The organism is Roseateles sp. GW821-FHT09G09, from assembly GCF_059415965.1.
On sequence record NZ_JBWKOG010000010.1, the window covers coordinates 50,204 to 75,409 of the forward strand.

The window sequence follows — 25,206 nt, forward strand, 5'->3', positions numbered from 1 at the left end:
CGCAACTATTTCTGGTTGCCAGAATTGACCAACGCCGGCATGACCTGCCCCCGTCCTCCGCACACTGGCTGGAATTGGGAATGTCTCGTTCAGGCCAGATGGTCACCCCCACCAACCCGTCCTTCGCTGACCCGATTCACCAACAGCATCACCACCGTCAACACCACGGCGCTGATCAACACATTGACGAGCAGAAACCTGGCCGCGCCTTCCAGCGAGCCCACTCCGCCAAGCGCAGCCATCACCGCCATCCCACTGGCCGGCGGATGAGTGATCCCCAGCAGGCACAGCGCGACGACGCTCATCGCCAGCGCGACAGCCGCGGCCAACAGGGGAACATGAACAAGTGCGGCGGCTGAAAGCCCGATCACTGCCGCCACGAGGTTCCCGAGCACCACCGCCTTCGCCGCAGCGAACGGATGATTGGGCGTCAGCGCCATGAGCGTCGCTGATGCGCCCAGCGGCGCTGCCAGGTCGTGCGCGTCCGCAACGTGCCCGGTCCAGAGGACCGGGAACCCACCGACCACGAGGAGCGCCACCAACAGGCCGACGAAGGTCCTCACTGAGGCACCCGGCTCGTCGTTCAACAGCGGCTTCCCCAGGCTCACGGCCGTCTCCGCAAACCGCGCCTCAGGCAGCAACCGCAGCTTCAGCAGCGATCGTGGCCCGATGCTTCGTGACGATCTCCAACTCGTCGCTCAGCGCCTTCTTCACGGACGCGCGCGCTTCCACGCGGTCCTTCCAGGCGAAGAGCCTCGTCAGGTGCCCGATCTGCGCGCCCGAACGCGCATGCCACAGCGTCGCCCACAGGTAGGCATCCACCACCGAGAACTGCTCGCCCGTGATGTACGCGCGCCCGTCCGATAGCAGCTCGTCCATTCGCGCATACGCCGCGACCAGCTTCGCCCTGGTCCATTCCGTGCCGGCCTCCGTCAGCAGCTTGCGCATCAGCGGAATGTGCTTCTGCGCAATCTCCGTGCCGATGAAGTTCAGCAGCACATCCACCTTGGCCCGCTCCAGCGTGCCCTGTGGCGGCGTCAGGCCGCTCTGCGGATACTGGTCGGCGAGGAAACTGGTGATCGGCCCCGTCTCCGTCAGGATGTCCAGCTGCGGGTTATCCAACTGCAGCGCGGGCACGTAGCCCAGCGGGTTCACATCGAAGAAGGCCTCGCCCGTCGAGGTGGTCTTGCCGAACACGTCGAAGTGCACGAGTTCAGGATTCAGGCCAAGCTCGTTGGCAATGACCTGGACCGCGCGGGAGCAGGTGTCGTCAGCGATGAAGAGTTTCATGAGAGTCTTTCGATGAGTGGGTTCTGCCGGCGGCAACCCAGTGCGCCGCCAACGGAATGAACTCTAGTTAGCGCTCCACAGGCGATAAAGCGGTCGACGGTCCGCTGTCTGTCGCTCCCGGCGCGACAGTGCGGCGTCCGTTTCAAGGCATCCTTGCGCCGACGAACCAGGAGGAGTGAACCGTGACCAAGCGCGTAGATGCCGCAGTGGCCGATATCGAGACCTTCGTCGCCGTGGCCCAGCTCGGCAGCTTCACCAAGGCGGCCGAGCTGCTCGGGACGACCAAGTCCAACGCCGGCAAGGCCGTCCAGCGGCTGGAGGCAAGACTTGGCACGCGCCTGTTCCAGCGCACCACGCGGGCCGTCCACCTCACCGACGACGGTCAGGTCTACCTGGTGGCCGCCCAAAGCGCCCTCGACGGCCTGCGGGAGGCGGAACAGGCCCTCGCCGCCCGACGCTCCGAGCCCATCGGCCGCGTCCGCGTGGACCTTCCCGCCGGCTTCGGCCGGCTGTTCTTCCCGTCGCTGTCCCTGCTGCGCGAGAAGTACCCCAAGGTCACGCTGGAGATCGGCCTGTCGGACCGGATGTCCGACGCCGTTGCCGAGGGCTGGGACATCGTCGTGCGCATCGGCGCGCTGCCGACCGACGGAGAGATGACCGTCCGCAAGCTCTGCTCGCTCAAGCTGGGGCTGTACGCCTCCCCCGAGTACCTGGCGCGCAAGGGCAACATCACGACCGTCGCCGAACTCGCCGGCCACGATGCGCTCATCTTCCGCGGTCCCTCGGGCCGCCTGCGGCCATGGACCCTGCTGGACGATGGGGAACAGCGCGAGATGTCGCCGGCCCCCGTCGTGGTCCTGGCGGACGGGCACGCCCTGGTGGAGGCCACCATCCAGGGCGTCGGCATCGCCCAGATCCTCGACCGCGTCGCGCGGCCCCATGTCGCGGCCGGCCGCCTCGTCCATGTGCTGCCCGAGGCCGACGTGGACGGCCCGCCCGTCCACGCGATGATCCCGCTCGGCACCCGCATGGCCACCAAGACCCGCGCCGTCCTGAACTTCCTCGCGGAGACCCTGGCCTGACGCCGACCGGCGTCAACCGCCGCCCGCCGCCCTGCCTCGCCGGCCCGCTTCCGCGCCGGCGTCCATCGCCCGCTTGAGCTCGCAGACGAGCGCGTCGACGTACGAGTCCTCGAGCCCCGCATCCGCCAGCGCGAAGTCGAGGTGGCAGACGTACTCCGCGTTCGAGCCGATCGACCCGCCTGCCGTCGCAATGAGCGGCGCGATCGCCGTCACCGCCGACTCCGGCTCGTAGTGCGGGTTGTCCTTGTTCACGACGAACACGAGGGCCGACGCGGTCGCGCCGTTCTGCAGCGTGATGCGCTCCCAGCGCGGCTCGTAGCTGCCCGCCACCATCTCGCGGGCCCAGAGCAGCTTGAGTTCGAAGCCGGCCGATGCTTCGTCCAGCTTCAGGGCCACGCCCTCGGTCCTGCCGCCCGCCTCGAGCGCGAGCATGCGCCCCGGCCGGTCGTTGGACCCGCGGCCCGCGACGGTCTTCAGGCAGAAGCTCCGATGCCAGCCCTCCAGCACCGCGTTCTCGCGCGCGACGTAGTGCAGCAGCGGATTCCACATCAGCGAGCCGTAGGCGAAGACCCAGAGCTCGCCCGCAGGACGCAGCAGCAGCGTCGCGGCGAGCGACTCCTCCAGCTTCGCCGCGGACCACAACATGCCGGGCGGCAGCTGCAGCTTCTCGGCGAAGCTGCCGTCCTCGAGAGAATTCCTGTTCAGGGTCGACATGTCTTCAATGCCTGATCTTCAATGCCGGAGTCGAGACCGCCGGTCCGGGCAGGAAGCCCCGCCCGGTGAATCAATTCTGGGTATCGACGGCGTCCCGATAAACGCTGGGACCGGCGTCGCTCTGTCTCGTGGATCGCGACAGTCGGCGGCGCCCGCTCAGGAAGCCGAAGGCGGAGACCGCGGCCAGCACCGTCACCCCGGTCAACACATGGATGAGTCCGTGAAAGGCCGTGTCGTGCGCGGCGACCACGCGTCCCGGGATCACCCGTGGGACCAGCGACAGCGCGGCATCCAGGTCCCCCGTGGTGAGCCGTCGGGCCGCGAGCACCACCTGCTCACGCGGGGTCGGGTCGTCGGCGTCGATCTCGTCGACCAGCGCCCCATACGTCAAGCCCGCCAGCACGGCGCTCACGATGGCCAGGGTGATGCCCTCCCCCGCCACGCGCGCCGTGTTGAAGATGCCGGTCGCCATCCCGGCGCGTTCCACCGGCACGACGCTGATGGCCAGGCCGTCCATCAAGCCCCAGGGAAGACCGCTGCCCAGCCCGATCACGAACATCGGCAGCACGTAGTCCAGCAAGGGACCGTCCACCCGCGCGTAGCTCAGCCAGTGCAGCCCGGCCGCGGCGATGAGGAAACCCAGTCCCGACAGCACGCCCGCGGACGCATGACGCGTCAGGCTCGCGGCCAGGAAGGGCACCACCATCACCGGCAAGGACAGCGCGACCATCAGCAGACCCGCCTCGAGCTCGGTCATGCGCTCGACGCCGATCAGCCGCAGGGGCAGCATCACGACCAGCACGATGAAGCTGTAGCAAGTGCCGATGGGGAGCATCTGCACGCCCACGAAACGGCCCAGACGGAACAGCGACAGGTCCAGCATCGGACGGGCCACGCGCGCCTCGACGATGACGAACGCGACGAGAAGCAACCCCGCGCCCGCCAGCAGGCCCACGACCAGCGGACTCGACCAGCCGCTCTCCGGCGCCTGGATGAGCCCGAAGGTCAGCAGCGCCAGCGTCCCGCTGAAGGTGATGGTGCCGGGCCAGTCCAGGCCTTGGGCGCCGGGGTCGCGCGTCTCGCGCATGCGCGGCAGCCCGAAGAGCATCGCCAGCAGGCCCAGCGCGGCGGTGGTGAGGAAGACGGCCTGCCAACCCAGGAACTCGATCAGTGCGCCCGCCACGAGCGGCCCGAACGCCAGGCCGATGCCGAAGGTGGCGCCCAGCGCGCTGAAGGCGCGCGTGCGCGCATGGCCGTCGAACTCCTGCGCGAGTGCCGCCGAGCCGCTGGACAAGGCCGCGGCGGCGCCGACGCCCTGGACGGCCCGCATCCAGTCGATCCACAGCACCGACGGTGCGACGCTGAGCGCAAGCGAGGTCAAGGTGAACAACGCCAGGCCGATGGCGAAGACGCGCTTGCGGCCGAACTGGTCCGCGAGCGCTCCAGCTGCCATCAGCAGGCTCCCGAAACTGAGCATGAAGGCGTTGGTGATCCAGGTGAGCCCGGTGGGCGTGCCGCCGAGGGCACGGCCGATGGCGGGTGTCGCCACCGCGCCGCCGGTGAAGCTGAGCGGCAGCACGAGCGCTGCCAGGCAGATCGAGGCAAGGATGAGGAGGCTTTCGCCGCTTCGAGGCGTTGGTGATTTCAGTTCCACGACGGGCCTCCCTGATCGCCCTTGCCGTCCTTGCCGTCGTTGTCGCCCTGGTTGCCCTGGTTGCCCCAACCGCCGCCCAACGCGCGGATCAGCCGGACGGAGGTGACCGCCTGCAGGCCGGCCAGTTGAACGGACGAGCGTCGCGACGACAGCACCGCGCGCTCGGCGTCGATGACCTCCAGGTAGCTGACGTCCCCCTCCGCGTACTGGCGACGCGACAAGCGCGCCGCCTCCGCCGCCGCGTCGGCGCCTTCCGACTGCGTCCTGACCTGCTCCTCCAGCACGCGAAGCTCCGCCAGGCCGTCCTCGACCTCGCGGAAGGCCGTCAGCACCTGCTGCCGGTACTGGGCCACCTGCCCTTCGTACTGCGCGCGGGTCTGTGCCAGTTGCCCCTCGCGCCGGCCGCCATCGAAGAGCGGCAGGCTCAAGAGCGGTCCCAGGAGGAAGGTGCGGCTGCTCCATTGCAAGAGGTCGTCGGCGTTGCCCGATTCCAGGCCGCCACCGCCTGTGAGCGTCAGCGAAGGGAAGAACGCCGACTTGGCGACGCCGATGCGGGCATTCGCCGCGGCCATCGCGCGCTCCGCCGCCGCGATGTCGGGGCGACGCTCCAGCAGGCTCGAGGGCAGCCCCGCCGGCACGCGCAGGCTGAAGGCCTCCAGCGGCTTGGGCGTGAAGCTGAACGCCGCCGGCGCCTTGCCGAGCAGCACCGCCAGGGCGTGCTCCGAAGCGGCGCGCAGGCGCGCCACCGTCATCGCATCGCTCCGGGCATTGGCCAGCTCGGACCTGGCGCGCGCCACGTCCAACGCGCCGGTGTCGCCCGCCTTCTGCCGCCGCTCGGCGAGCTGCAGCGCTTCCTCCCGCAGGCGGACGGCCGCGACGAACACCTCCGCCTCCGCGTCCAGCTGGCGCAGCGTGAAGTAGCCCTGGGCGACGTCGGCTTGCAGCGCCATACGCACCGATTGGAAAAGCGCCTCGTTGCGTTGGCCTTCCGCCCTCGCCGCCGCGACGCCCGAGGAGACATGACCGAAAAGGTCGACCTCGTACGAGATGCCGAGTTGCGCGCGATAGATCGTCTGGGCCGCCACCTGGCTGCCAGGTGCCAGGCCTTGCGAGACTGCGGACGGCCGTTGACGCGAGGCTTCCGCGCCCAGATCCACGGCCGGGAACAGACCGGCGCGCGCCGCCTGCGTCATCGCCCGGGATTCCTTGACGCGAGCCGCCGCGACCTGCAGTTCCTGATTCGCCTGCATCGCCTGCTCGACGAGCTCGTTTAGGGCCCGGTCGCCGAAGACCGTCCACCAAGCGCCGCGCGCCAGTTCTTCCGCGGGGGCGGCTTCCTTCCAAGTGGAGCCGTCACCGCCTTTCAGCACGACCGCATGCCAATCTTTCGGCGCCTCCTTGAAGGCCGGCGTCACCGCGGCGTCAGGCGCCCGGTACGGCGGCGCCACGGAACAGCCCGCCATCAGCAGCAGACTGGCCAGGGTCGTCAGGCCCCAGGCGGCGATTCCACCGGGCACTACTTGCTTGTTCGTCCTCATGTCCGACTCCTTCCCATCTCAGTGGGCGACCTCGATATGGGGGTGGTGGCCCTGCTTGTCCACGAGCGGACGTCCGCCGGCGATCTTGCGCAGCACGACGTACAGCACCGGCGTCAACATCAGCCCGAAGAGCGTCACGCCCAGCATCCCGAAGAACACGGCGATGCCCATGGCGCTGCGCATCTCCGCGCCCGCGCCCGTCGAGAGCACCAGGGGGACCACGCCGGCGATGAACGCGATGGAGGTCATCAGGATCGGGCGCAGGCGCAGCCGGCTGGCTTCGATCGCCGCCTCCACGATGCCGCGCCCATCCATCTCCAGCTCACGGGCGAACTCGACGATCAGGATCGCGTTCTTCACCGAGAGCCCCACCAGCACCATCAGCCCGATCTGCGTGAAGATGTTGTTGTCGCCGTGGGTCAGCCAGACGCCCGTCAGCGCCGACAGGATGCTCATCGGCACGATCAGCAGGATCGCCAGCGGCAGCGTCATGCTTTCGTACAGCGCGGCCAGGACGAAGAACACCAGCAGCACGCTGATCGGGAACACCCAGAGGGCGGAGTTGCCTGCCAGGATCTGCTGGTAGGTCAGATCGGTCCATTCCATCTTGATGCCGCGCGGCAGGACTTCGGCGGCGATGCGCTCGACCGCGGCCTTGGCCTGGCCGGACGAGTAACCGGGTGCCGGTCCGCCGTTGATGTCGGCCGCGGGGAAGCCGTTGTAGCGGACCACGGTCTGCGGACCGTAGGTCTGCTTCACGCTCACCAGCGACGACAGCGGCACCATCTCGCCCGCGGCGTTGCGGGTCTTCAGCAGCCCGATGTCCTCGGCGCCGGCGCGGAACGGTGCGTCGGCCTGTGCGCGCACCTGGAAGACGCGGCCGAACTGGTTGAAGTCGTTGACGTAGAGCGACCCCAGATAGATCTGCATCGTGTCGAAGACGTCCGTCACCGACACGCCGAGCTGCTTGGCCTTGATGCGGTCCAGATCCACGTCCAGTTGCGGCACGTCGATCTGGTACATCGAGAAGCTGGGGCCGAGTTCGGGCGCCTGCGCGAGCTGCTTCAGGAAGGCCTGCGTGGCGTCGTTCAGCGCCTCGTAGCCCAGCGCCCCACGGTCCTCCAGCTGCAGCTTGAAGCCGCCCAGCGTGCCCAGCCCCTCCACCGGCGGCGGCGGGAACACGGCGACCTGCGCTTCCTTGATGGTCGAGAACTTCGCGTTCAGCGCCGCGATGACCTCCTGCGCGGACTCGCCCGGGTTGCGGTCCTTGGAGGGCTTCAGCAGCGGGAACATCAGCGCGCTGCTCGACGAGTTGCTCAGGCTGACGGACAGGCCCGGGAACTGCGGCACCTGGCGGACGCCCGGGACGCTCAAGGCCATCTCGCCCAGCTCGCGGACCAGCTTCTCGGTGCGGTCCAGCGACGCGCCCGCGGGCAGCTGGATCACCGCCACCAGGTAGTCCTTGTCCTGTGCCGGGACGAAGCCGCTGGGCACGGCCTTGCCGATGAGCACGGTGCCCGCGAGCAGCACGCCGTACAGCGCCATCATCCCGGCCTTGCGCCCCACCGCCGTGCCGACGCCGCGGCCGTACGACGCCGAGCCGCGATGGAACACGCGGTTGAACGCCGCGAAGAAACGACCGAACACCTGGTCCATGCCGCGGGTGAGCCAGTCCTTCGGCTCGTGATGCCCCTTCAGCAGCAGCGCGGCCAATGCGGGCGACAGCGTCAACGAGTTGAAGGCGGAGATGACCGTCGAGATCGCGATGGTCATCGCGAACTGGCGATAGAACTGCCCGGTCAGGCCCGACATGAAGGCCAGCGGCACGAACACCGCCACGAGCGCCAGGGCGATCGCGATGATGGGTCCGCTCACCTCGCGCATGGCCTGGTAGGTCGCCTCGCGGGCGCCGAGGCCGGCGCTGATGTTGCGCTCGACGTTTTCCACCACGACGATGGCGTCGTCCACCACGATGCCGATCGCCAGCACCATGCCGAACAGGCTCAGCGCGTTGATCGTGTAGCCGAAGCCCAGCAACAGCGTGAAGGTGCCGACGATGGAGACCGGTACCGCCAGCAGCGGGATGATGGACGCGCGCCAGGTCTGCAGGAACAGCACCACCACGACCACCACCAGGGCGATGGCCTCGAGCAGCGTCTTGATGACCGCGTCGATGCTCAGGCGGACGAAGCGCGTCGGGTCGTAGGCGATGTCGTAGTCCACGCCCTGGGGCATGTCCGCCTTCAGCTCCTTCATCAGGTCGTGGATGTCGTCCGAGATCTGCAGGGAGTTCGCGCCCGGGGACTGGAAGACGATGAGCTGCACCGCGGGCTTGTTGTCCAGCATCGCGCGCAGCCCGTAGTCCGAGGACGCGAGCTCGACCCGCGCCACGTCCTTCAGCATCGTGATCGCGCCCTCCGGGGAGCTCTTCAGGATGATGTTCCTGAAGTCCGCCTCGCTCTTCAAGCGGCCTTGCGCATTGACGTTGAGCTGCAGCGGCACGTTCTCCATCGGCGCCGCGCCGACGATGCCGGCGGCCACCTGGACGTTCTGCTCGCGGATGGCCTTGACGACGTCGGTCGCGGTCAGCTGGTGCTGGGCGACCTTCTGCGGGTCCAGCCAGACGCGCATGGCGTAGTCGCCGGAGCCCCACATCACGACCTCGCCCACGCCCGGGACGCGCGCGATGCGGTCCTTCACGTTGATCAGCGCGTAGTTGCGCAGGTAGGTCAGGTCGTACTTGTCGTCGGGCGACAGCACGCTGACGCCCATGGTCAGCGTCGGCGAGGCCTTGACCGTCGTGATCCCGAGACGTTGCACGTCCTCGGGCAGACGCGGCATCGCCTGCGAGACGCGGTTCTGGACGAGCTGCTGCGCCAGGTCCGGATTGGTCCCCAGCTTGAAGGTCACGGTGATCTGCAGGTTGCCGTCGCTGTTGGCCTGCGACTGCATGTACAGCATGTTCTCCACGCCGTTGATGCGTTCCTCGATGGGCGATGCCACCGTCTCGGCGATCACCTTCGGATTGGCGCCCGGGTACTGCGCGCGCACCACCACGGAGGGCGGCACCACTTCGGGGTACTCGGCGGTGGGGAGCTTGAACAGCGCGATGACGCCGCCGAGCAGGACCAGCATCGACAGCACGCCCGCGAAGATGGGCCGGTCGATGAAGAATTTGGAGATGTTCATGATGCTGCCTCGATGAGGGCGATCACGCGGCCGACTTGCGGCGCGCCGGAACGCCCGCCATGTCGACCAGCTTGGCGCTGATGCGTTCACCGGGACGTGCGCGCTGGACGCCGTTGACGATGACGCGGTCGCCGGCCTTCAGGCCGGACTCGACGACGCGGAAACCCTCGTGGAGATCGCCGAGGCGCACCTCGCGGTACTGGGCCTTGCTCTCGCCGTCGACGACGAGGACGAACTTGCGGGCCTGATCGGTACCGATGGCGGCGTCGTCGATGAGGACCGCGTCGCGCGGCCGGGCGCCGCCGACGAGGACCCGGGCGTAGAGGCCGGGGACCAGCGCGCCGTCGGCGTTGTCGAAGCTGGCGCGGACCCGGATGGTTCCCGACACCGTGTCCAGGCGGTTGTCGACGGAGCTGACGACGCCCTCGCGTCCGTAGCCGGCCTCGTTGGACAGGCCCAGCGACACCGGCACCTTGGCGCCGGCGGTGCGCAGATGGCGGAGGTAGGTCTGCTCGTCGACCGAGAAGGACGCGTAGATGGGCGAGGTGGACACGAGCGTGGTCAGCACGGGCGCGTTCGCGCCGGCGGTCACGACGTTGCCGAGCGTCAGTTCCGCGCGCGAGACGCGGCCGCTCACCGGCGCGACGACGGCGGTGTAGGAGAGGTTCACCCGCGCCGCCTCGAGGGCGGCCTTGGCGGCCTTCACCTCGGCGGCGGCTTCGCGTGCGGCGTTCTGGCGATTGTCGAAATCGCGGCGCGCGATCGCGTTGCCCTCGATGAGCTTCGAAGCGCGTTCGGCTTCGCCCGTGGCGAGCGACGCGCGCGCCTGGGCAGCGGCGAGTTGGGCGTCGGCGCGGTCGTACTCGGCCTGGTAGGGCTGGGCGTCGATCGTGAAGAGCGGATCGCCCTTCCTGACCACGGCGCCGTCCTTGAAGTGCACGGCGACGATGCGGCCGGAGACCAGGGGACGGATGTCGACACGGTCGACCGCCTCGAGGCGGCCGGAGTAGGACTGGCGCTCGGCGATCTGCCGGGCGATGACGGCGGCGACCTCGACCTCGGGGCCGACGGCCGCGTTTTCGGCGTGGGCGGCGCGCAGCGGTTGGGTGGGGGCATCCAGCATCAACCATGCGCCCGCGCCAGCCACCACCACTGTGGCGACCGTCGCGAGAACGGTCTTTGGAAACGCAAACATGACAGCTCCTTGGGGGACGTTTTTCAGAACGGAAATGGATGGATGGCAGTATTGCGATCGGCCACTTCCGGATAAACGACCTGCCCTCGGACGCTTTGTCAGCGCGGGGGAGACAATTTTTGAGTTGCTGGGGGGGTGTCGGCGTTCGATCCGAGGCAGGACATGGGCGATGCAAGGCTGGTCCCGAAGGGGGTGGCATCCCGACTGCCCCAGCAGCTGGAGGCCGTCGTCGGCGGCCCCCTCACCAGGAGTTCACCATGTCCGAGGAAGCCAGCTTCGCCGCCCCCACAGAGTCATCGGGCGGGCCCACCATTGACGTCGACGATGCCGGTCAGGTGCAGACCTGGGCGGACAAGTTGTCCGCTTCCGAGGCCCAGATCCGCGAGGCCGTTGCACAGGTGGGCGGCAACGCCAGCGACGTCGAGGAGCATTTGAAGGGCACGCGGTCGACCACGAATGCAGAACTGACCAAGAAGGCCCTCTGAGCCGGCGGAGCCTGCTGATGTCGGACAAGCACCCGGTCACTCCTGACGGTCGGTATCTGGTGGTCATGGGACGGCTCTGGCGCCGATCGAATCCGGCGTTGCCTCCGGAGCAGGCGCACGCCCTGGTGAGCGAACTCATGGACGCGCGGCGGCAGCTCGCCAGAACGGACCTGACCGCCGAGCTGCGCGCACGCACGCGCTCCCGGGTCGACGCCGCCAAGCGCTCGCTCGGCGAGCGCGGCGACGTCTGGTGGGAGGACGGCGCTCCAGACTTCAACCGGCACATGGTCCGCAACACGCCCTACGCGGACTGGTTCGCCTCGCTCCCTCCGGCTGGCTGACGCGCCGCACCGAGTGGCAGAGTCGGGGCTGTCAACAGCGAAAGATCGGCACTGGACATGAAGCTTCTCCTCACCGGACTGAACGGCACCGTGGCGCCTTGGGTCAGCCGCGAAGCGCAAACGCGAGGCTGGGACGTCGTGGGTTGGGACCGCGGCGCGGTGGACCCCGCCAATGAGACTGCTGCCCTGGCCTTCCTGCGCGCCGAGGCGCCGGAGGCCATCGTCCACCTGGCGATGGGCTCCGAGTCCTGGGCAGGTCAACTCGCGGGCTTCGCGAGGCTGCACGGCGTCCCCATGGTCTTCGTGAGCACGGCGATGGTCTTCGACGCCTCGTCAGGCGGCCCGCATCGGCCCGGCGACCCGCGGACCGCCAGCGACGACTACGGCCGGTACAAGATCCGATGCGAGGACGCCGTGCTGACGGCCTGTCCGTCGGCGACGGTGGCCCGCATCGGCTGGCAGATCGCGCCGGACGCCGTGGGCAACAACATGCTGCGTCACCTGGATGAGCAGCACGCCCGCGATGGGCGCATCCGCGCGAGTTCGGCCTGGGTGCCGGCGTGTTCGTTCATGTCCGACACCGCGGCGGCGCTCTGCGATCTCGTTCAGGAAGGCACGGGCGGTCCCGTTCATCTCGACAGCAACGCCTTGGATGCGCTGACCTTCGACCAGGTGGTCCAGCGGGTGGGGAAGAAATTCGGCCGGGATTGGGGCGTCGAGGTGACGCAGGACTACGTGCATGACCAGCGGCTGGTGAACGAGAACGGCGGCTCGATGCTGCCGCCGCTGAACGTCCATTGGGGGTGACCCCTCGCCTCGCGGGCATGCACCGATCCGCTCGCCCTCCCGCACTGCCATACTGGTCCGGTGCACGAGCTGGAGCAGATCATCGTCCTCTTCGTGGCAGCGGTACTCCTGGCCGCGGCCGCCCGAAGGCTGGGCGCGCCCTACCCGGTCTTCCTGGCGGTCGGCGGCGCGGTGCTCGCCTCGGTCCCTGGCGTCCCGCAGCTCAGCTTGCCGCCCGACCTGGTGCTGGCGCTTTTCGTGGCGCCTATCCTGGTCGACGCGGGATACGACGCCTCACTGCGCGACCTGAAGGACAACTGGCTTCCGCTGGCAAGCCTGGTGATCGTCGCGGTCGGCCTGACCACCGCGGCGGTCGCCCTGGTCGTGCACACCCTGGTGCCGACGCTGCCCTGGGCCGCCGCGATTGCGCTCGGCGCCATCGTGGCCCCGCCCGATGCCGTGGCCGCGACCGCCGTCCTGCGCCCGCTGCATCCGCCGCAACGCATCCTGGGCATCCTGGAGGGCGAGAGCCTGCTGAATGACGCCAGCGCGCTCCTGATCTATCGCCTGGCCGTCGGCGCCGTCGCGGCGGGCAGCTTCTCCCTGCAAGCCATCGCGCCCGCGTTCATCCTCAGCGTCGTCGGCAGCCTGGTCGCCGGACCCGTGCTGGGCGTGCTGACGCAGCGTCTGCTCGAACGCGCCCAGCACATCCCCACGGCCATCATCATGCAGTTCGTCGGCGCCGTGGCCGTCTGGCAACTGGCGGAGCACCTCGGCCTGTCGGGCGTGCTCACCACGGTGTGCTTTGCCATGACCTTGGCCCGCATCGCACCCGCCCGCATCGAGGCTCGCGTCCGCGTGCCCACCAACGCGGTGTGGGCGACGGTCATCTTCGCGCTCAACATCTTTGCGTTCATCTTCATCGGGCTGCAATTGCGCCCGATCCTCCTCGAACTGCCCGAGGCCACGCGAGAGCGTTACCTGGCCGTCGCGGCCGCCGTGCTGCTGACCGTCATCGTTGTGCGAATCGGCTGGCGCATGACGTTCAACGCGATGCTCAAGGTGTTCGGCAACAGACATCGCGTCAAGGTGGCGCGGCTGATGCTGAAGCCGACGGTCGGCAGCGGTCTCGTCATCTCGTGGGCCGGCATGCGAGGCATCGTCACGCTCGCGGCAGCCATGGCGCTGCCGGCACGGTTCCCCGGGCGGGAGCTCATCGTGCTCACCGCGTTCCTGGTCGTCCTGGGTACCTTGCTCATCCAAGGCCTGACGCTCAAGCCGCTGCTCCGCTTGCTCCATCTGCGCGACGGCGACCCGGTGGGCGAGGAGGAAACCGTCGCGCGGCAGCGCATGCTGGAGGCCGCCTTCGCCCATCTGCCGAAGGACTCGACGCCCGCGCACGACCTGGTCCGCAAGAATCTGAAGATGCACCTGGGACGACCGCTTCACGACAGCGGCAGTGCCTTCGCGTCGTTCGGCGCCGACTACGACGCCGCCTATGAAGGGGCGCTCGATGCCGCCCGGCGGACGCTGCTCACCATGCGCGACGCCGCGGAGATCGGCGACGACGCCTTCCACGCCCTGGAGAACGAGCTGGACTGGCTGGAGGCCTCCGACCCTTTGCGCGCAGCCAACGCAGACGCGACAGATTAGCCGTCCCGCTGCACCGGGTGGCCCGCGCGCCGGAGTCGCACCGCCGACCGTTGCCTGCGAAGCAGGCGCGCTGCGGCACGCCATTGTTCCGACCCCCACAATGACCTGTTCCCCCGCCCACGGTTGATGGGCAGCGCGCGCATCGGTACGCTGTCGTCAACGACGTACAGGCAGTCAAGGCATATGCAGCAGTTCGACTTTGATCTCTTCGTGATCGGCGCAGGTTCCGGCGGCGCGCGCGCGGCCCGGGTCGCCGCGCAACATGGCGCGCGCGTCGGCATCGCCGAGGGCGCCAACTTCGGCGGCACCTGCGTCAACCGCGGCTGCGTCCCCAAGAAGCTGATGGTCTACGCGAGCCGCTTCCCGGATGCGTTCAAGGCCGGCAAGGCCTTCGGATGGGACGCGCCGGCGGCCCGCTTCGACTGGCACGCGTTGATCAACAACAAGGACACCGAAATCGACCGCCTGGAGAGCGTCTACGAGCGCAATCTCCGGGGCGTGGGCGTGCAGACCTTTTCCGAGCATGCCACGCTGCTGGATGGGCACACGGTGCGGCTGCGCGGCAGCGGCCAAATCGTGACGGCCAAGCGGATCCTCATCGCCACCGGCGCGGCTCCCGACCGCCCCAGTTTCCCCGGCGTCGAACTGGCGATCACGTCGGACGAGCTCTTCCACCTGGACGAACAGCCGCGGCGCCTCCTGATCGTCGGAGGCGGCTACATCGCCGTCGAGTTCGCCGGCGTCTTTGCCGGTCTGGGCAGTCAGGTGACCCAGCTCGTGCGGGGCCCGGCGCTGCTGCGCGGTTTCGACGACGAGATCGCCGGGACGCTGCGGGAGCACCTGTCCCTGCGCGGGGTCGATCTCGTCTTCAATGACCGCATCGAGCTGCTGCGGCGGGAAGGCGAGGCCTTGCAGGTCACCACGACCGGCGGCCGGTCCTTCGAGGTGGATACCGTCCTGCTCAGCACCGGACGCCGCCCGAACATCGACGCCCTCGGGCTTGAGGCGGCCGGCGTCGAGGTCAACGACAAGGGCGCCATCGTGGTCGGCCCGGGCGGCAGCACGCGCGTCGCCTCCATCTTCGCCATCGGCGACGTCACCGATCGTCTGAACCTCACGCCGGTGGCCATTCGCGAGGGCCAGGCGTTTGCAGACCGCCACTACGGCGGCATCGACGCGCCGGAGATCGACTATGCGCTGGTCCCGACCGCGGTCTTCACCACGCCGGAAATCGGCGTCGTCGGTCTGACCGAGGCGCAAGCGCGGGAACGCCACCCGGCCCTGCGCGTGCTGAAGACCCGCTTCCGCTCGATGGCGCAGGCCTTCGCCGGCTCGCGGGACGAGGTCTTCTTCAAGGTGCTCGTCGATGAGGCGACGGACCGGGTGGTCGGCGTCCACCTGCTCGGCGACGGGGTCGCGGAGATGATCCAGTTCATCGCGGTCGCGCTGAAGGCGCACGCGACTTGGCAGGACTTCCGCAGCACGGTCGCCTTGCATCCGACCATCGCCGAAGAGCTCGTCACGCTCAAATGAGCGCGGCGCGGCGGATCCGCGGCTCGCCGGTCGGAAAGACGGTGCGCCGACCGCTTCCTCTTGTCCTACACGCACTCGCACCGCTCTCCGGCAGAGGCAAGGCCCGACCCTCGGCACCATTCACGGCAACACCTCAGAGCACTGCCATGACCACCAACCCGCCGATCTCCGCCGCCGACATCCTCCTCCGCATCGTCTCTTCGCGCCCCGCCTTGCGCGTCGAGGACGTCGAGCTCCACAGCTCGGCACGCGGCCTGAGCAACGCCGCGCTGGACGCGCTGGTGGAACTCTCGGCCCTGACCGAGACTACCGACGAAGCGGCGGCCGAGGCTGGCTACCGCCAGGCCATCGCCAACGATCCCTGCCACATCGAAGCCTTCTCGCAGTTGACTTCGCTGCTCAGCCGCCAGGGCCGTCATGACGACGCGCTGGAGCTGATCGACCAGGCCGTCGGCTGGTGCAGCGACATCGCCTCGCTGTACTTCTTCGCCGGCAAGGTCCAGGAGAGCGCCGGTCGCGTTTCCCAGGCCATCGCCGCCTACGAGCAGGCGCTGGACCTGAACCCCGCGCTGGCCGAAGCGCATTACCGCCTGGGCTCGCTGTGCGAGCAGCTCGGCGAGCCGCGCGCCTCCGCGGCCCACTTCCGCGTCTATCGCCGCCTCGTGGACGAGAACCAGTCCAACCTGCGGCTGAGCTGACCCGGCCGGAGCGGATTCCCCTCATCCCTCCTTCCGATCCCGCACGACCGGTCCATCATCCGGCGGTCGACGAGGACTGCGGCGTCCGGCTCGTGCGGCGATGGCACGGGATCAGAGGAGATCAGGCCCGCGCATACCGGCTCGGCGCCACACCCACCTGCCGGCTGAACGCCGTGCTGAAGGTGCTCGTCGAGCCGTAGCCGACGCGCTCCGCCACTTCCGAGACCGAGCGCTCCCCCGCGCGCAGCAGCTCCTTGGCGATCTCCATGCGCCAGGCCAGCAGGTATTCCATCGGCGCGACGCCGACCGTGCGCGTGAAGCGCTCGTAGAACGCGGACCGCGACAGCGCCGCCAGCTTCGCCAGCTGTGCCACCGTCCACGGACGCTCGACCCGCGCGTGCATCTGCTGCAACGCCTTTGCGAGGCGCTGATCGGCAAGCCCGCGCAGCATCCCCGCAGGCGCGTCGGCAGTCGAACTCGCGCGCATCGCTTCGATCAGCATCGCTTCGACCAGGCGCGACAGCATGAACTCGCCGCCCGGCTTGGGCGCCATCGCCTCCTCGCTGACCAGTTGCACGAGCAGCGCAAGCCGCGATGAGCCGCGCACGTGCACCACGCGCGGCAGCAGGGCCACCAGCAAGCCGGGATCGGCGCAGTCGAACTCGAACGCGCCGCCGAGCGAGCGCATGTCCGCCGAACCGCGGCGCTCGCCGTAGCGCAGCTCGCCGCGCGTCTTCGCGGCTTCCCGCGGATCCATCGGCATCACCGGCACCGCGTCCACGCTCGACAGCGTGAAGGCCGGCGTCGTCGGCAGCAGGACGAAGTCGCCGGCCTGCAGCGTCACCGCCTCATGGCCATCGACTGCCAACCGGCTGTGTCCCTGCAGCACGATGCAGAAGCTCGGCTGGCCGTACGCGGAGTAGCGCACCGCCCAGCCGCCCTTGCCACTGATCAGGTTGGCCATCACCGCGCGCGGGCGCAGCAGGCGCACAACATCGGAAAGCGGATCGCTCATGTCCGGACGATGGCCAAAGAAATGCGGACGATACACCCTCGTTCGTCCGGCATCGGGTCTCTATCGTTGCGCCCTGTTCCACCCACCCACGGAGATTCCCGATGAAGACCGTCCTGATCACCGGCTGCTCGTCCGGCTACGGCCTCGCCACCGCCCGCCACTTCCACGCCCAGGGCTGGCAGGTCATCGCCACCATGCGCACCCCGCGCGAGCTCGACATCCCGCCCTCCTCCCGCTTCCGGGTCGTGGCGCTGGACGTCACCCGGCCGGAGAGCATCGCCCGAGCGCTCGAGGACATCGGGCCCATCGACGTCCTGGTGAACAACGCCGGCATCGGCCTGTTCGGCGCCTTTGAAGCGACGCCGATGACCACCGTGCGCGAGGTCTTCGAGACCAACACCTTCGGGACGATGGCGATGTGCCAGGCAGTGATCCCCCGCCTGCGCGCGCAGCGTTCGGGGACCATCGTCAACGTGACGTCCAGCGCGACGCTGGCGCCCTTCCCGCTCGTGGCCGCGTACACGGCCAGCAAGACGGCGATCGAGGGATTCAGCGCGTCGCTCGCGCTGGAGCTGCGCGACTTCGACGTGCGCGTGCGCCTGGTCGAGCCCGGCTACGGGCCCGGCACGAACTTCTCCGCCAATTCCGGCGAGCGCATGCAGGGGCTGATCACCGAGCCCTACGCGGGCTTCGCCCAGGACGTCTTCGCGGAGTTCATGGGCGCCTCGCTCACCACGACGCCGGAGGACGTCGCCGAGGCCGTCTGGCTGGCCGCCAACGACACGACGGACCGCCTGCATCGCGCCGCCGGTCCCGACGCGGTGGCGCTCGCCGAGCGCCGCTGATCCCGACCTGCTCAGTACTTCGCCGGCACGAACATCGACGCCGGCACCGGATGCCGCATGTAGTCGTCGTGCCGCTCGCGGTCCGGCAGCCGGATCTCGGGGCGCTCGACCTCGTGGTACGGGAACTGGTCCAGCAGATGCTGGATGCAGTTCAGCCGCGCGCGCTTCTTGTCGTCGGCGGCCACGACCCACCACGGCGCCTCGGGGATGTGGGTGCGATCCAGCATCACTTCCTTGGCCCGCGTGTAGTCCTCCCAGCGGCGGCGCGACTCCAGGTCCATTGGCGACAGCTTCCACTGCTTCAGCGGATCGTGGATGCGGCCGAGGAAGCGCAGGTGCTGCTCCTCGTCGCTGATGGAGAACCAGTACTTGATCAGCGTGATGCCGGAACGCACCAGCATGCGCTCGAACTCGGGCACCGAGCGGAAGAATTCCTCGACGTCGTCATCGCCGCAGAAGCCCATCACCCGCTCCACGCCGGCGCGGTTGTACCAGCTGCGGTCGAAGAGCACGATCTCTCCGGCCGCGGGCAGATGCGGCACATAGCGCTGGAAGTACCACTGCGTGCGTTCGCGGTCGTTGGGCGCGGGCAGCGCCACCACGCGGCACACGCGCGGATTGAGGCGCTGCGTGATGCGCTTGATCGCGCCGCCCTTGCCCGCAGCGTCGCGGCCCTCGAAAAGGATCACCACCTTCTGCCGCGAGTGCTGCACCCAGTCCTGCAGCTTGACCAGTTCGCGCTGCAGGCGGAACAGGTGCTTGAAATACGCGATCCGCTCGTTGTGCGCCTCGCCGGCGTCGCTCTCGTCGAGCGCGCGCAGCGCCTCGTCGACGTGGCGGTCCTCGATCTCCAGCTCCAGTTCCTCGTCGTAGCCGTCCTGCAGGTCGCGGCGGATGCGTTCGACGAGATCGTCGCGATCGGAATCTGGGCTCATGGCGGCGAAAGGCGGAATTGCGGAAGCCTCGATCATCCGCCAGCGCGGTGACGGCGACGTGACGGGGCCGTCACCGCGTCCATCGCCTCGACCCGTTGCTCGGCCCTCACCGCTGCAAAGGGCGAGAATGCGGCCCCGGAGGTCCCCATGATCCTTGAAGTCGCCCCGCTCCCCGTCCGCGCCGGCCACGAGGCCGCGTTCGAGGCCGCGTTCCTGCAGGCGCAGGCCATCATCTCGGCCATGCCAGGCTACCTGGGTCACGAACTCCAGCGCTGCCTGGAACGGCCGGGCGAATACCTGCTGCTCGTCCGCTGGCGCACGCTCGAAGACCACGAGGTCGGTTTCCGCCAGTCGCCGCAGTACCAGGATTGGCGGGCGCTGCTGCACCCCTTCTACGATCCGTTCCCGGTGGTGTCGCATTACGAGTCGGTCGCCGGGGCGGCCGGCTGAAGGCTGCTTACTGCCACGCCACGCCGCGCCCCACCACGCCACGCCAAGTCACTTCGCCGCAGTTGCAATACCTCACCGGAGCGGCCTGGCCGAGTCCGTAAACTTCCGTCCCTGCTCAAGGCCGGCCTCCTGCCGGTTCCGACTGCGTTCCGCCTGACGTCCCCATGCCTCACCTGACCCTCATCGCCGCCCTCGACCGCGCGCGCGGCATCGGCCGCGACAACGAACTGCTGGTCCGCCTGCCCGAGGACATGGCGCGCTTCAAGGCGCTCACGATCGGCCACACCGTCCTCATGGGCCGCAAGACCTGGGACTCGATCCCGGCGAAGTTCCGTCCGCTGGTGCAGCGCCGCAACCTGGTGCTGTCACGGCAGCCCGGGCTCGCGCTCGACGGCGCGGAGGTGTTCGCGACGCTGGACCAGGCGCTCGCCGCCTGCGCCGCGGACGAGACCGTGTTCGTCATGGGCGGCGCCCAGATCTACGAGCTCACCCTGCCCCGCGCCGACGCGCTCGAACTCACCGAGATCGACGCCGCCTTCGACGCTGACGCGTTCTTCCCCGCCGTCGACCCGCAACGTTTCGACGAGGTGCGCAGAGAACGCCACCACAGCCCCGCCGAACGCGGCCACGACTGGCCCTACGACTTCGTCCGCTACGAGCGCCGCGGCTGACGCCACGATCCACCGTTCGAACTGGCGCACGCGGTCGATCGCAGCTCGCTTCGGCCATGCGGTGACAGGCGCCGACCGTCCTCCCTTCATCGACACCCCACTCCGACCCCATGTCCGGCAACCATTTCCACGTCCACGGTCCGCACGACCACGAGCTCGAACACGCGGCGCAGCACGAGCCCAACGGCCTCGCCGGGCAACTGGCAGTGATCACCGCCATCCTGGCCACGCTGGGCGCGTTCTTCTCGTACATGGGCGGCGCCACGCAGGCCAACGCGGGGCTGTTCAAGAACAACGCCGCGATCACCAAGACCGAAGCCGCCAACCGCTGGAACTACTTCCAGGCCAAGAGCAGCAAGCAGAACCTGGCCGAGTTCGCGCTCGACCTGACCCCCAGCGACGAGCAGAAGGCGAAGTACCGCGAGAAGATCGCCCGCTACGAGTCCGAGAAGAACGAGATCAAGGTCCAGGCCGAGAAGCTCGAGGCCGAGTCCACCGAATGGGACCACAAGAGCGACGAGCAGTTGCATCTCCATCACCGCTGGGCGCAGGCCACGACGGCGCTGCAGGTCGCCATCGCGCTCGCCGCGATCGCGCTGCTGACCAGGCGCCGCTGGATGGAGTACGCGACCCTGGGCGCCGGCGCGATCGGCGTCGGCCTCGGGATCGCGGCCTGGCTGCACGTCTGATCTCAAGTTCCCGAGGGATCGGCCGATAGCGAAGGGGTCACCGCCACGCCACCAGAGCACCGCGGGATTGCCGCCAGGGAGGCGCTTCGACATGACCCTCATCACCTCGACCGGCGCCGGCGTGCTCGACCGCATCGCCGCCAGCCGCTCGACCTCGACCTACCGCCCCGCGGGCGTGTCCGCGCAGGCGGCAGGCGCCGCCGCGAAGGTGGCATCGTCCGCCTCATCTGCGCCCACGCGCGTCACGCTGGATGCGGTCGCCGACAGCGACCTCGTCTATGCGAAACCCAAGGCGCCCGGCTTCGGGCCCCAGCGCTTCTGGGCCAACGCGCGGGACGACAGTCTCAGCGAACTCATGACCCGCAACAGCGGCAAGGACGCGGTCACGCTGTCCGACCGGTGGCGCGGGCTCGGCGGCGGATTGCTGAAGCAGCTCGCGGACACCGGCACGGCCTACAAGCAGACGCTCGCGGACTACGTGCCGGGCGCCGATGCCGCTGGCGCCGTCGAGAGCAACGACCCTGCCGCGACCGCCGCGGCGGCGGCCGCGCTGCAGGAACAGGCGCTCGGCGGCGTCAGCACGAACGCCGCCGAAGTGAGCCTCAAGATCCAGACGCGCTCGGGCCACACGGTCGAACTCAAGATCGGCGTCAACGCCGGCGATCAGGGCGGCACGCGCGGCCTGCAGGTGGAGGTCAAGAGCTCCGGCGCGCTCAGCAGCGCGGAGCGCCAGGCGCTGGCCGCGTTGAGCGACGGGCTCGATCAGGCGCTCGAGGGCCTGGGCGAAGGCGCGCCGACGCTCGACCTCTCCGGCCTGACCGCCTTCGACCGCGGCGGTGTGCTGACCGGACTCGATCTCAAGATCGAGAACCCGAATGCGCCCCCCGACGTGCCCGGCAAGATGCAGGCGTTCTCGCTGCACCTGGGCACGGACGCGAAGTCGGTGAGCCTGCGCACGACCAGCGGCGAGATGAACCTGGACGTCGACGCCACGCCGCCCAAGGGCGCCGCGAACAACGGCCAGCGCTGGTCCGCGATCGATCAGCTGCTCAAGCAGATCGACGCGGCCGCCGATCGCGGCCATGCCGACGCCGCGATGACGAAGGCGTTCAAGGACGCGTTCCAGCAGCTCCAGGCGCCGCCGGTGGACGAGGCTCCGTCGAGCGCGGTCGGCGCAGCAAAGGCCGTCGCCAAGGACGATGGCAAGCCGATCGCGATCACTCCCGGTACTGGCCCCGACGCGGTCGCCGCGGCCAACGCCGCCCTGCTCGCGAAGTCCGGCGATCCTGACGAGGTCGCGCCGGTCACGCCGACGATGAGCGACGGCCTGCGCTCGCAAGTGCAGTCGCTGCAGAGCGGCCTCTCGGACTTCAAGGCGGGATTCAGTGCCGACTCGCAACGCACGAGCCGCATCGGCAGCATCAAGGAGTCCGGCCACGCCGATTACAAGATCAGCCAGACGACGACCGACCGGCCCAACACCACGACGGGCGGGCGTTCGGTCGCGCAATCGCAGACCGAGACGCTGGACGCCAGCTTCCAGAAATCGCGCACCTTCACGCTGGACCGCGACGCCGGCAACTACGACGCCTACACGGTCCAGGACAGCAAGACCGTCACGACGCTGATCGACACGGTGAAGGACTCGCTCTCGCGCGCGATGCGCAAGACCGACGAGCAGCGGCAGAAGACCTTCACCCAGATCGAGAACTTCAAGGCGACGGCGCACGACGAGTGGCCATCGCAGCGGAGCTTCACGGAGCGGCTGCGCTGAAGCGCTGAAGTGCTGACGCCGGAAACAAGAAAGCCCCGCGGCGCGAGCCGCGGGGCTTTATTGCAGGGGGTGGTCGATCAGGCCGACTTGCGACGACGCGACACGGCGACACCGACCAGCGCCAGACCGGCCAGCGCCAGCGTGGCGGGTTCCGGCACTTCCGCGGCGGAAGCCTGGAAGAAGATCTTCTGGTAGGCGCTGCTGTCGTTCAGGCCTTGGATGTCGTTGATGCGATAGCCGCCGGTGAAACTGACGGTGTGCAGGCACAGGCTCAGCGGGCTGTTGCCGGTGTCGCACTGGTTCAGCGAGACGCCGTCGCCCGCGGCGGTGAAGCCCCACGACCAGTTCGGCGAGTAGTACCAGTTCGCGCCGTTGGCCACATGCGTGTTGCTGGTCATGCCGGTGTTGACGATCGTGTCGGCGCGCAGCGCGGCGGCCAGCGACAGCAGCGTGTCCGAACCCGTGACGCGGCCGGCCATCATGAGGTAGTCGCCGGTGCAGGCGCTCAGGATGTTCTCGCCGCTGTTGCCGATGGCCAGCGCCATCGTGCCGACGTAGCACTGGGTCCAGCCGCCGTTCAACACGGTGTTGATGTCGACGTTGCCTTGAGCGCCCACCGGCAGGTAGGTCGGGGCGGCCTGGGCGGCTCCGGCGAAGGCCAGGGTGGCGAGCAGGGCGGCGATCTTGGTTTTCATGGTCGTGGTGACGGGGAAGTCGGCTGATTGTTGATGCAATTGCAAAAGCAACCGCCGTGCCACGTCTTTAACTCAATGATTCATATGACAATTTTTCAAGCACCCCTAGTACTAGGGGTACAAACGTCAACAAATCCGACACATCGGGCACACCACTTGCCGTGAACTACGTCACGACTCAGTTGGACAGCCGCCGGCTTCACGCCCTCGCGCCGACCCGACGATCACCGCCGCGTTCCAGCGGCGCGATCCTGATTTCCCACCCCCTCTTCACTTCGACGGTCAAGGACTGAGGCAGCCCGCTTCCGGGCCCCGTGTCCATGCATTGACCGGTCACGTGGGTTTGTGCGTAAATGCGAATCGTTTTTATTTGGAAACGACACGCAGGTCGCCCATTCGAGCCGTCCCATGCAAGACACGCACACCCTCGACATCACCGCCGTGGGCCACCTCTATCGTGGCCATCACCATTGGTTGGTCGGCTGGCTGCGCCGGCGTCTCGGGTGCCCCCATCACGCGGCGGACCTCGCGCACGACACCTTCGCGCGCGTGCTGGTGCGCCGGGACGCCCTCACCTGGCACGCCGACCTGGGCGGCGGCAAGGCCCTGCTCAGCACCATCGCTCACGGCCTGATGGTGGACCATCTGCGCCGTGCGGCGCTGGAGCGCGCGTTCCTCGAAGCCCTCTCCTTGATTGCCGAGGACCAGGCGCCGTCGGTCGAGGATCAGCAGGTCATGCTGGAGACCCTGGTCGAAGTCGACGCCGTGTTGCGCGGCCTGCCCGCCAAGGTCCAGCAGGCTTTCCTGCTGTCGCAGATCGACGGACTGCCCTACGGCCAGATCGCCAAGGAACTCGGCGTATCGCTCAGTTCCGTCCAGCAGTACATGACGCGGGCGTTCAACGCCTGCTGTCAGGCTCGGCAAGGCTTGTCGCTGCAATGACGAGTCCCGGCCTGGCACCGGGCGAAGCGCACCCGGCGGTCGTCGCGTCCGCCATTGAGGCGGCCGTGGCTTGGATGGTCAAGCTCCAGTCGGGCAGCGCGACTGCGCAAGACCATCAGGCCTGCGAGCACTGGCAGCACGAACGGCCGGAGCACGCGCAGGCGTGGGCCACGCTGAGCGGTTTCAGCCAGAGACTGAAGACCTTGCCGCCTTCGCTCGCTCGAAGCACGCTGGCGGCGACGCACGCCCTCGAGCGTGAGCGCGCGCCGCGTCGACGTGCGCTTCTCAAGGGCGTGGCCCTGCTGGCCGGCACTGCGGGCATCGGACTCGCAAGCTCGCCGGATGGCGGCTGGCAAAGCCTCGCCGCCTCGCACCGCACCGGCGTGGGCGAGCGTCGACGCGTGGCACTGGCGGACGGCAGCGTGCTGCATCTCAACACCGGCACGGCGTTGGATGTGCGCGGCGATGCGCGCGAGCGTTGCATCGACCTCTTTGCCGGCGAAGTGTTGATCGAGTGCGCTCGCGGCACCGGCAGCGCGGCGCCCCGGCCTTTCGTCGTGCGCACAGCACAGGGCCGGATCGAAGCGGACGAAGGCCGCTTCATCGTGCGGCAACTGGCCGCACGAACTTTCGTCCAGGCGCTGGAAGGCGGGGTCGACGTGAGCCCCGGCAACGGGCAACTCGCCAGTCGACGACTCGCGGCGGGTCGTCAATGGGCGTTCGACGTCGGCGGCGCCGGCGCCGTCGAGGCGGCCGACGGCGGCGCGGGCGCCTGGGTCGACGGCCTGATCGTGGCGCGCGACATGCCGCTGGCGGCGTTGGCCGCGGAGCTTTCGCGCTACCGCCACGGCTGGCTGCGCTGCGACGCGGCCGTGGCCAGGCTGCGCATCTCGGGCGTGTTTCCGGTCAACGACCTGGACCGCGTGATGGCGGCGATCCAGCGCACCTTGCCGGTCCGGGCTCGCGCGCTCACCTCCTGGTGGGTGACCTTGGAGGCGCGCTGAAACTTTCTTGAGAAAGTTTTGGGGAAGG

General features: G+C 68.9%; 24 protein-coding genes. 14 read left to right on the plus strand and 10 right to left on the minus strand.

Annotated features, from left to right (window positions below; genetic code table 11):
- Window positions 1-89: 89 nt before the first annotated feature.
- Window positions 90-608, minus strand: a complete 519-nt coding sequence (locus AC07O8_RS23620; RefSeq protein ID WP_495050374.1) for an HPP family protein — start codon at window positions 606-608, stop codon at window positions 90-92.
- A gap of 22 nt (window positions 609-630) precedes the next feature.
- Window positions 631-1,290: a glutathione S-transferase C-terminal domain-containing protein gene (locus AC07O8_RS23625; RefSeq protein WP_495050375.1), complete on the minus strand. Its 660-nt coding sequence runs from the start codon at window positions 1,288-1,290 to the stop codon at window positions 631-633.
- A gap of 182 nt (window positions 1,291-1,472) precedes the next feature.
- Here AC07O8_RS23625 and AC07O8_RS23630 point away from each other — a divergent pair, with 182 nt between their 5' ends.
- Window positions 1,473-2,372, plus strand: coding sequence for a LysR family transcriptional regulator (locus AC07O8_RS23630; RefSeq protein WP_495050376.1), 900 nt, complete (start codon window positions 1,473-1,475; stop codon window positions 2,370-2,372).
- 12 nt (window positions 2,373-2,384) lie between these two features.
- Here AC07O8_RS23630 and AC07O8_RS23635 read toward each other — a convergent pair whose 3' ends face one another.
- The 5 genes from AC07O8_RS23635 to AC07O8_RS23655 all read right to left on the minus strand — a co-directional run bounded on the left by AC07O8_RS23635 (window position 2,385) and on the right by AC07O8_RS23655 (window position 10,662).
- Window positions 2,385-3,086 (minus strand): gamma-glutamylcyclotransferase, encoded by a 702-nt coding sequence (locus tag AC07O8_RS23635; RefSeq protein WP_495050377.1) that lies wholly within the window; start codon window positions 3,084-3,086, stop codon window positions 2,385-2,387.
- A gap of 70 nt (window positions 3,087-3,156) precedes the next feature.
- Window positions 3,157-4,734: an MFS transporter gene (locus tag AC07O8_RS23640; RefSeq protein WP_495050496.1), complete on the minus strand. Its 1,578-nt coding sequence runs from the start codon at window positions 4,732-4,734 to the stop codon at window positions 3,157-3,159.
- Window positions 4,731-6,278 (minus strand): efflux transporter outer membrane subunit, encoded by a 1,548-nt coding sequence (locus AC07O8_RS23645; RefSeq protein WP_495050378.1) that lies wholly within the window; start codon window positions 6,276-6,278, stop codon window positions 4,731-4,733. The genes AC07O8_RS23640 and AC07O8_RS23645 overlap by 4 nt, the downstream gene beginning before the upstream one ends.
- Window positions 6,279-6,296: 18 nt before the next feature.
- Complete coding sequence (locus AC07O8_RS23650) at window positions 6,297-9,467, minus strand: efflux RND transporter permease subunit (protein WP_495050379.1); 3,171 nt, start codon at window positions 9,465-9,467, stop codon at window positions 6,297-6,299.
- A 22-nt stretch (window positions 9,468-9,489) separates the two neighbouring features.
- Complete coding sequence (locus AC07O8_RS23655) at window positions 9,490-10,662, minus strand: efflux RND transporter periplasmic adaptor subunit (protein WP_495050380.1); 1,173 nt, start codon at window positions 10,660-10,662, stop codon at window positions 9,490-9,492.
- 257 nt (window positions 10,663-10,919) lie between these two features.
- Here AC07O8_RS23655 and AC07O8_RS23660 point away from each other — a divergent pair, with 257 nt between their 5' ends.
- From AC07O8_RS23660 to AC07O8_RS23685, 6 genes are all read left to right on the plus strand, one after another.
- Window positions 10,920-11,147, plus strand: a complete 228-nt coding sequence (locus AC07O8_RS23660; RefSeq protein WP_495050381.1) for a DUF3606 domain-containing protein — start codon at window positions 10,920-10,922, stop codon at window positions 11,145-11,147.
- A gap of 17 nt (window positions 11,148-11,164) precedes the next feature.
- Window positions 11,165-11,488 carry a hypothetical protein gene (locus AC07O8_RS23665; RefSeq protein WP_495050382.1) on the plus strand — a complete coding sequence of 108 codons (324 nt, stop codon included), beginning with the start codon at window positions 11,165-11,167 and terminating at the stop codon, window positions 11,486-11,488.
- Between the two features lie 57 nt (window positions 11,489-11,545).
- The gene (locus tag AC07O8_RS23670) at window positions 11,546-12,295 is read left to right on the plus strand and encodes a sugar nucleotide-binding protein (RefSeq protein ID WP_495050383.1); all 750 of its coding nucleotides are present in this window, start codon (window positions 11,546-11,548) and stop codon (window positions 12,293-12,295) included.
- Between the two features lie 60 nt (window positions 12,296-12,355).
- The gene (locus AC07O8_RS23675) at window positions 12,356-13,927 is read left to right on the plus strand and encodes a cation:proton antiporter (protein ID WP_495050384.1); all 1,572 of its coding nucleotides are present in this window, start codon (window positions 12,356-12,358) and stop codon (window positions 13,925-13,927) included.
- Window positions 13,928-14,053: 126 nt separating this feature from the next.
- The gene (gene gorA, locus AC07O8_RS23680) at window positions 14,054-15,460 is read left to right on the plus strand and encodes a glutathione-disulfide reductase (protein WP_495050385.1); all 1,407 of its coding nucleotides are present in this window, start codon (window positions 14,054-14,056) and stop codon (window positions 15,458-15,460) included.
- A gap of 146 nt (window positions 15,461-15,606) precedes the next feature.
- Window positions 15,607-16,158: a tetratricopeptide repeat protein gene (locus tag AC07O8_RS23685; protein ID WP_495050386.1), complete on the plus strand. Its 552-nt coding sequence runs from the start codon at window positions 15,607-15,609 to the stop codon at window positions 16,156-16,158.
- Window positions 16,159-16,279: 121 nt separating this feature from the next.
- Here the strand turns inward: AC07O8_RS23685 and AC07O8_RS23690 are convergent, their stop codons facing one another.
- Window positions 16,280-17,173 (minus strand): AraC family transcriptional regulator, encoded by an 894-nt coding sequence (locus tag AC07O8_RS23690; RefSeq protein WP_495050387.1) that lies wholly within the window; start codon window positions 17,171-17,173, stop codon window positions 16,280-16,282.
- A gap of 101 nt (window positions 17,174-17,274) precedes the next feature.
- Here AC07O8_RS23690 and AC07O8_RS23695 point away from each other — a divergent pair, with 101 nt between their 5' ends.
- Window positions 17,275-18,018: an SDR family oxidoreductase gene (locus tag AC07O8_RS23695; RefSeq protein ID WP_495050388.1), complete on the plus strand. Its 744-nt coding sequence runs from the start codon at window positions 17,275-17,277 to the stop codon at window positions 18,016-18,018.
- Between the two features lie 11 nt (window positions 18,019-18,029).
- Here the strand turns inward: AC07O8_RS23695 and ppk2 are convergent, their stop codons facing one another.
- Entirely contained in the window at window positions 18,030-18,953 is a 924-nt protein-coding gene (gene ppk2, locus AC07O8_RS23700) for a polyphosphate kinase 2 (protein ID WP_495050389.1), read from the minus strand.
- A 147-nt stretch (window positions 18,954-19,100) separates the two neighbouring features.
- Between ppk2 and AC07O8_RS23705 the strand changes: the two genes are divergently transcribed.
- The 4 genes from AC07O8_RS23705 to AC07O8_RS23720 all read left to right on the plus strand — a co-directional run bounded on the left by AC07O8_RS23705 (window position 19,101) and on the right by AC07O8_RS23720 (window position 22,537).
- Window positions 19,101-19,403 carry an antibiotic biosynthesis monooxygenase family protein gene (locus tag AC07O8_RS23705; protein WP_495050390.1) on the plus strand — a complete coding sequence of 101 codons (303 nt, stop codon included), beginning with the start codon at window positions 19,101-19,103 and terminating at the stop codon, window positions 19,401-19,403.
- A gap of 164 nt (window positions 19,404-19,567) precedes the next feature.
- On the plus strand, window positions 19,568-20,074 hold the full coding sequence (locus AC07O8_RS23710) for a dihydrofolate reductase (protein ID WP_495050391.1): 507 nt from the start codon (window positions 19,568-19,570) through the stop codon (window positions 20,072-20,074).
- 110 nt (window positions 20,075-20,184) lie between these two features.
- Window positions 20,185-20,763, plus strand: coding sequence for a DUF4337 domain-containing protein (locus tag AC07O8_RS23715; protein WP_495050392.1), 579 nt, complete (start codon window positions 20,185-20,187; stop codon window positions 20,761-20,763).
- A 91-nt stretch (window positions 20,764-20,854) separates the two neighbouring features.
- The gene (locus tag AC07O8_RS23720; protein ID WP_495050393.1) at window positions 20,855-22,537 is read left to right on the plus strand and encodes a hypothetical protein; all 1,683 of its coding nucleotides are present in this window, start codon (window positions 20,855-20,857) and stop codon (window positions 22,535-22,537) included.
- A 77-nt stretch (window positions 22,538-22,614) separates the two neighbouring features.
- Here the strand turns inward: AC07O8_RS23720 and AC07O8_RS23725 are convergent, their stop codons facing one another.
- A complete protein-coding gene (locus tag AC07O8_RS23725) occupies window positions 22,615-23,232 on the minus strand; it encodes a PEP-CTERM sorting domain-containing protein (protein WP_495050394.1) in 618 nt (205 codons plus the stop codon).
- A gap of 408 nt (window positions 23,233-23,640) precedes the next feature.
- Here AC07O8_RS23725 and AC07O8_RS23730 point away from each other — a divergent pair, with 408 nt between their 5' ends.
- Entirely contained in the window at window positions 23,641-24,174 is a 534-nt protein-coding gene (locus tag AC07O8_RS23730; RefSeq protein WP_495050395.1) for a sigma-70 family RNA polymerase sigma factor, read from the plus strand.
- Entirely contained in the window at window positions 24,171-25,178 is a 1,008-nt protein-coding gene (locus tag AC07O8_RS23735) for a FecR domain-containing protein (protein ID WP_495050396.1), read from the plus strand. The genes AC07O8_RS23730 and AC07O8_RS23735 overlap by 4 nt, the downstream gene beginning before the upstream one ends.
- Window positions 25,179-25,206: the final 28 nt, after the last annotated feature.